General features: G+C 60.2%; 5 protein-coding genes and 1 tRNA gene. All 6 read right to left on the bottom strand.

The features are described from left to right. Positions 1-77, bottom strand: a tRNA-Glu gene (locus ACEXKH_RS09465). Positions 78-227: 150 nt separating this feature from the next. Beyond that, the gene (locus ACEXKH_RS09460) at positions 228-1,622 is read right to left on the bottom strand and encodes a CCA tRNA nucleotidyltransferase (protein WP_373573920.1); all 1,395 of its coding nucleotides are present in this window, start codon (positions 1,620-1,622) and stop codon (positions 228-230) included. Between the two features lie 164 nt (positions 1,623-1,786). Further along, a complete protein-coding gene (locus ACEXKH_RS09455) occupies positions 1,787-2,719 on the bottom strand; it encodes a 1-phosphofructokinase family hexose kinase (protein ID WP_373573919.1) in 933 nt (310 codons plus the stop codon). Positions 2,720-2,902: 183 nt separating this feature from the next. After that, positions 2,903-3,835, bottom strand: coding sequence for a 1-phosphofructokinase family hexose kinase (locus ACEXKH_RS09450; RefSeq protein WP_373573918.1), 933 nt, complete (start codon positions 3,833-3,835; stop codon positions 2,903-2,905). Between the two features lie 74 nt (positions 3,836-3,909). After that, positions 3,910-5,613, bottom strand: a complete 1,704-nt coding sequence (gene ptsP / locus ACEXKH_RS09445; protein ID WP_373573917.1) for a phosphoenolpyruvate--protein phosphotransferase — start codon at positions 5,611-5,613, stop codon at positions 3,910-3,912. Positions 5,614-5,746: 133 nt separating this feature from the next. After that, positions 5,747-6,010, bottom strand: coding sequence for an HPr family phosphocarrier protein (locus ACEXKH_RS09440; protein ID WP_022094575.1), 264 nt, complete (start codon positions 6,008-6,010; stop codon positions 5,747-5,749). Positions 6,011-6,257: the final 247 nt, after the last annotated feature.

Raw genomic sequence — 6,257 nt, 5'->3', positions numbered from 1 at the left:
TGGTAGCCCGTACCAGATTCGAACTGGTGATCTCCGCCTTGAGAGGGCGGCGTCCTAAACCGCTAGACGAACGGGCCACATGACATCTGCACTGCCGTGCTGCGAGGAAATATATTACGGGACAAAAAACGCGAGCGCAAGAAGAAATTCCAAATTGCTCAGATTTTGTCGTGAGGTTATGGAAAGCGCAGGTCAACCGGGCGCTCATATGGAATGGAACCACCTGACTACCCCAGGTGCAGGTGAGCCAGGAGGGCTTCGCGCTTGTTGGGGATATTATCCTCGATTACGGCGTCGAGGGCGGTGTTGAGTAGATTGCCCAACTCCGGCCCGGGCTTGACGCCGGCGCGAATCAAGTCGCCACCATTGATAGCAAGCATCTTGAGCGTATAGGGCTCCCCCGCCGCCAGCAACTCGCGTGCCAGAGCGCGCATCTCCTCGATCGTCTCGACGTAATAGAAGCACGAGGGCGCCTTGCCGAGCGTGTCGGCACGCTTAAGGTCCATGAGCTCGTCCATCAGACGCGGCGTATCGACACCCTCGCCCGAAAGCGCACGCATCATATTGAGCAGGCAGGATCGCTCGGGACGCAGCGGCTTGTCATGGTATTTGATCAGCTGGCACACATCGCGCACCAAATCGTGCGAGAGCGCCAGACGATCCATGATGACTCGCGCCTTCTTGGCGCCGAGCTCGGGATGGCCGTAGAAGTGACCGCTGCCCGCATGGTCGACCGTAAAGCAATCGGGCTTGGAGACATCGTGCAAAAACGCCGCCCACATAAGGCTCGAAGAGGGCGCAACACCATCGCACAGCGCCAGCTCCCCTGCCACCGTCAGCACGCGGGCGATATGCTCGTAGACGTTAAAGGCATGATAGACACTGCGCTGGTCAAAGCCCCTACCCGCAGCGAGCTCGGGCACGGCGGCGCAAACAAGCTCGGGGTAGCGCAGCATGGCGTCTCCCCCGTGGCCGGTCGAAAGGATGCCCTCGAGCTCAATACCCACGCGCTCGCGTGCCACGGCATCGAGCAGCGGCGCACACTCGGCAAGCGCCTGTTTGGTCTTAGGTTCGATCATAAAATCCAGACGGCAGGCAAAACGCACCGCGCGCAGCATGCGAAGCGCGTCCTCGTTTAAACGACGCTTGGGATCTCCAACGGCGCGGATGAGCTTGCGCTTCAGGTCGCCCTGGCCATCGTAGCGGTCGACAAGACCGCGCTCAGGATGCCAGGCCATAGCGTTAACGGTAAAGTCGCGACGCGCCAGATCGTCCTCAAGCGACGCCGCACGCTCCACACTCTGGGGATGGCGACAATCGGTGTAAAAGCCGTCCAGGCGATAGGTGGTGACCTCAATGCGCTCGCCATCGCAAATGGCCGTGATGCCGCCAAATTTAATGCCCGACTCAACCACGGCAATATCAGCCGCCTCGAGCGCTGCCTTGGACTCCTGCCACAGGCCGCTACAACACATGTCAACATCGTGGCTGGAGCGCCCCATTAGGGCATCACGTACCCAACCGCCTACATACCAAGCCTCAAGACCGGCTGCCTCAAGCGCACGCAGGACACGGATGGAGGCATCGGTCGGCTGCGTACCGTTGAGCGAAACATTGCACATGCCTATGGCCTCCTGCGACTATCAAATTGGCTATCGATTGCATCTGCAAGAAGTCTAGCAAGAAACAGCCTCTTCTGCACACGCAAGTCACATAAACAAAAACGCATCCGTCCTGGTCTAAGACGGATGCGAATTAATCGAACTATTCAGGCAAGGTGCCGGAACTAGCAGACCTGACGAACTTCGATGTGCTTCTTATATTCGTCAACCTTGGCAAAATCGCCCAGACCCGGGCACTCGACCACGTTGGCGCCGGTGGCCATCGAAAGGCGCAGGGCGTCCTCGACGCGCTCGGGAGCATCGTGCCACACGGACAGGAAGGCAGCGAGCGAGGAGTCGCCGGCGCAGACCGTCGACAGCAGCTTGACCTCAAAGGTACGGTTGGCAAACCAGATGTGCTCGCCATTGGAGAAGTACGCGCCGGCGCCGCCGAGGGTCAGCAGCACATTCTTGGCGCCCTTGGCGTGCAGTTCGGCCATCGCGCGCTTGACGGACTCGTCGTCGCCACCGCTCACCTTGATGCCAAAGATGTCGAGCAGCTCGTCATCGTTGGGCTTAATGAGCAACGGCTCCATGGCAATGAGATCGGCCAGCTGATGGCTCGAGATATCGAGCACGAACTCGGCGCCCTTGGCCTTGACGCGGCGCAGGACCTCGGCCAGGAAGCCCTCGGAGGTGTTGGGGGGCAGCGAGCCGCTAATGACCAGGCAGGTCATGTCGTCGAGCGAATCGATGAGCTCAAACATCTCCTGCTCGTTGGCAGCATTGATGGCGGCACCGGCATTGACCATGTTGTACTCGGTATCGGGACCGGCGTTGAGGAACACGTTGACACGCGTGATGCCGTCAGTCCACACGGGCTTGACGGGCACGCCAAGGGCCTCGGCGCCCTTAACGATGAACTCGCCCGAGAAGCCGGCGAAGAAGCCCAGAATCGTGGTGTCGACGCCGTAGTGGTCGAGCGTAAACGAGACGTTGAGACCCTTGCCGTTGGGGGTGTAGACCGCGTTACGGGTGCGCGTAACAGTATTGGCGGACAGGCCATCGCAGGAGATGTTGTAGTCAATAGCGGGATTTGCAGTGAGCGTGTAAATCATGAATGTTCCTTTCACGAAGCAACGTGTTAATGAAAGTATATTCCACGCTTCGGCAAAAGGCTACAACAACTCGGCGAACGGTGTGGAAGCGGTGAAGGGCGGCGCCAAGGTTCGGATGGGACAAAAAACGGCGCCCCAGCCGAAACCGGGGCGCCGCATGCGCACGAATATGTCGCGTTTCGATTACTGACGATCGAGCTTGCGGACAGCAACGCGCTTGCTGTACTCGTCGACGTGACCGAAGTCACCGATGCCGACGGACTCGGCAACGTTGGCGCCGGTGGCCATAGCGAGCTTCATGGCCTCCTCGACGTTGTCGCGATCCCTGTACCACTTGTGCAGGAAAGCAGCGAGGGTGCAGTCGCCGGCGCAGACAGAAGAAACCAGCTTGATGTTGAACTCACGCTTGGCGTACCAAATATCCTCGCCGTTGGAGAAGTAAGCGTCGCCGCGGCTACCACGGGTGAGCAGCACGTTCTGAACGCCAGCGTCGTGAGCCATCTTCATGGCAACGCGGACCTCGTCGTCGGTGTCGACCGGCACGCCGAAGATGGCCTTCATCTCGTGATGGTTCGGCTTGATGAGCAGCGGCTTATTGTGAGCGAGCTCCTTGAGCTTGTCGGAGGACAGGTCCAGGACGACGTCGGCGCCACGAGCCTGAGCGTGCTCCATGACCTGAGCCAGGAAGTCGGGCGTAGCTTTGGGAGGCACGGAGCCGGAAACGATCAGGCACTCGAGATCGCCCGCGGTGTCCAGGATGTTGTAGAGCTCCTCCTGGTGCTGCGGCGTGATCGGAGCACCCGGGTTCAGGATGCCGTACTCGTGCTGGCCATCGTTGACGTAGGTGTTAATGCGCGTGATACCGTCGGTCCAGACCGGGCGGCAGAGGCAACCCAGGTTCATGACCTCCTCGACGATGAACTTGCCCGTGAAGCCAGCGAAGAAGCCGAGCGCGACGGTGTCGACGCCCATCTTCTTAAAGGCGAAGGACACGTCGAGGCCCTTGCCGTTAGCCGTGTAGCTGGCCGAGCCGGTGCGGACGTTCTCGTCGGGCTCGAGCGGAGAGCTCGAAACCGTCATGTCGACAGCCGGGTTAGCGGTTAGCGTGTAGAACATTTACAGTACCCCCTGTATATGTGAGGGCCGCGTGGCCGGCCCATTCCAACCACGCGGTTACCTCTGATACCAAATTAGCGAGCTGCGGACTCAAGCAGTGCCTTGACCTCGGCGGCGGTGTTGCAGGCGAGCGCCTTCTCGGCGAGCTCGTCGCACTCGGCCTTGGTCCACTGGCTGATGGTCTTGCGGGCGCGCAGGATCGACGGAGCGCTCATCGAGAACTCCTCCAGGCCCCAGCTGATCAGCAGCGGCTCAAGCAGCGGATCGGCAGCGGCCTCGCCGCACATGCCGACCATGATGCCGGCCTTCACGCCGCTCTCGATGATGTTCTTGAGCGAGCGGAGCACGGCGGGATAGTACACCTGGTACAGGTTGGAGATGGTGTCGTTGCCACGGTCGGCGCACATGGTGTAGCCGATCAGGTCGTTGGTGCCGATGGAGAAGAAGTCGGCCACCTCGGCCAGGCGGTCAGCGAGCAGCGAGGCGGCAGGCGTCTCGACCATGATGCCGACCTCGATGTTCTCGTTGAACTTGCGGCCCTCTTCGGTCAGCTCGGCCTTGCACTGCTCGACGAGCTCCTTGACGGCCACGACCTCCTCGACGCAAGTGACGAGCGGGATCATGATCTTGACGTCACCAAAGGCGCTGGCGCGCAGCAGGGCGCGGAGCTGGACCTTGTACTGGTCGGGGTTGGCGAGGCAGTAACGCACGGCGCGGAAGCCCATGAAGGGGTTATCTTCCTTGACCATGTGCAGATACGGGATCTCCTTGTCGCCACCCACATCGAGCGTGCGGATGATGACCGGAGCGCCCTTGAGCGCGCTGGCGACCTTGCGGTAAGCGTTGAACTGCTCCTCCTCGGAAGGAAGCTCGGCAGAATCCATGAACAGGAACTCGGAGCGGAACAGACCGATGGCCTCGGCGTCGTGATCGAGCGCGTTGGGCACGTCATCGGGGTTACCGATGTTGCAGGCGATGATCTTCTTGATGCCATCGGCAGTCACGGACGGCTTGCCACGGAAGGCCTCGAGGGCTGCCTTCTCGGCAGCGAAGGCCTCGGCCTTGGCGGTGTAGGCAGCGAGCGTCTCCTCGTCTGGATCGGCCTCGACGATACCCTTGCCACCGTCGACGACAACGGTCATACCGTTGCGCAGCGCGGTGCAGCTGTTGGAAACCGAAAGGACAGCCGGGATCTCGAGGGCACGGGCGATGATCGCGGAGTGCGACGTGCGGCCACCGGTCTCGGTGACGATACCGGCAACGTGGGCCTTATCGATCGTGGCGGTCATGGACGGCGTGAGGTCATGCACGACAACGACGGTGTTCTCGGGCAGGACGGAGAGGTCAACGACCTCCTTGCCCAGCAGCTCGGCCAGAATACCGGTGCGGATGTCGGCGATGTCGGCCGCGCGCAGACGGAACATCTCGTCGTCCATGGACAGGAACATGTTCTCGAACATGGTCGAGGTGTCCATGAGCGCCTGCTCGGCGCAAGTACCACCGTCAATGGCGGCGTTGATGGCGTCGGTCATGCCCGGATCCTGAGCCAGGACAATGTGTCCGCTCATGATCTCGGCCTCGGCCTCGCCCACCGTCTCCTTCATGTGGTCGGCCTGAGCCTGGGTCTTCTCGCAGAAGACCGAAAGAGCGGACTGATAGCGCTCCTTCTCTGCTGCCGAATCAGCAACCTCGTGCGGCTCAAACGTCAAGTCGGGATCGACGGCGACCATGACGGTGCCGATACCGATGCCCTCGGAAGCGTTGACTCCCTGATACATTCCCATTCCTCTCTCCGTGTCATGTGATAAAGCGTTTTGCCATATCCATGACAAAAGAGCGCAGCTACCTTACAACAGGTCACTGCGCCCCCAAATATGAACTTAGTTGTTCAACATGCGACCCGTTTGAGTTCTACTCGCCAAGACCGCTCTTGATGAGCTCGATGGCAGCAGCCAGAGCCTCGGCCTCGTCAGCGCCGTCGCACTTGACCTCGACCTCGGTGCCGCAGGGGATACCAGCAGCCATGAGGGCCATCGGGGACTTGCCGTTGACCTCCTTCTCGGGGGTAACGACCGTCACGTCACAGGCATACTTGCCCATGGTGGAGGCGAACAGACCAGCCGGACGCATGTGCAGACCCTGAGGATTAACGAGGGTAGCCTTCTCAGAAACCATAGTTGACTCCTTTTTTGTGTTTAACCCCTGTCATGTATGTGGCAGGAGTCAGATTCACGACGTTGTTTATATTAACTCACATCAAACGGTTTTTCATTATGTTTCGCACGAATTGTTGGACAGATGTCGTTCCTGTACGCTCGCCCGCCGGGCGGGGCGGTTAAGTTTGCTGCTCTACAGTCCTGCGCAAGACGGAAAGCACATTAAGTGCTTTCCTTTGCGTGCGGAACTCGCGACAAACTTAACC

The organism is Collinsella aerofaciens ATCC 25986 (genome assembly GCF_964259375.1).
In the GTDB taxonomy this organism is placed as follows: Bacteria; Actinomycetota; Coriobacteriia; order Coriobacteriales; family Coriobacteriaceae; genus Collinsella; species Collinsella aerofaciens_BO.
This window is presented reverse-complemented; position numbering and strand designations above follow the sequence as displayed.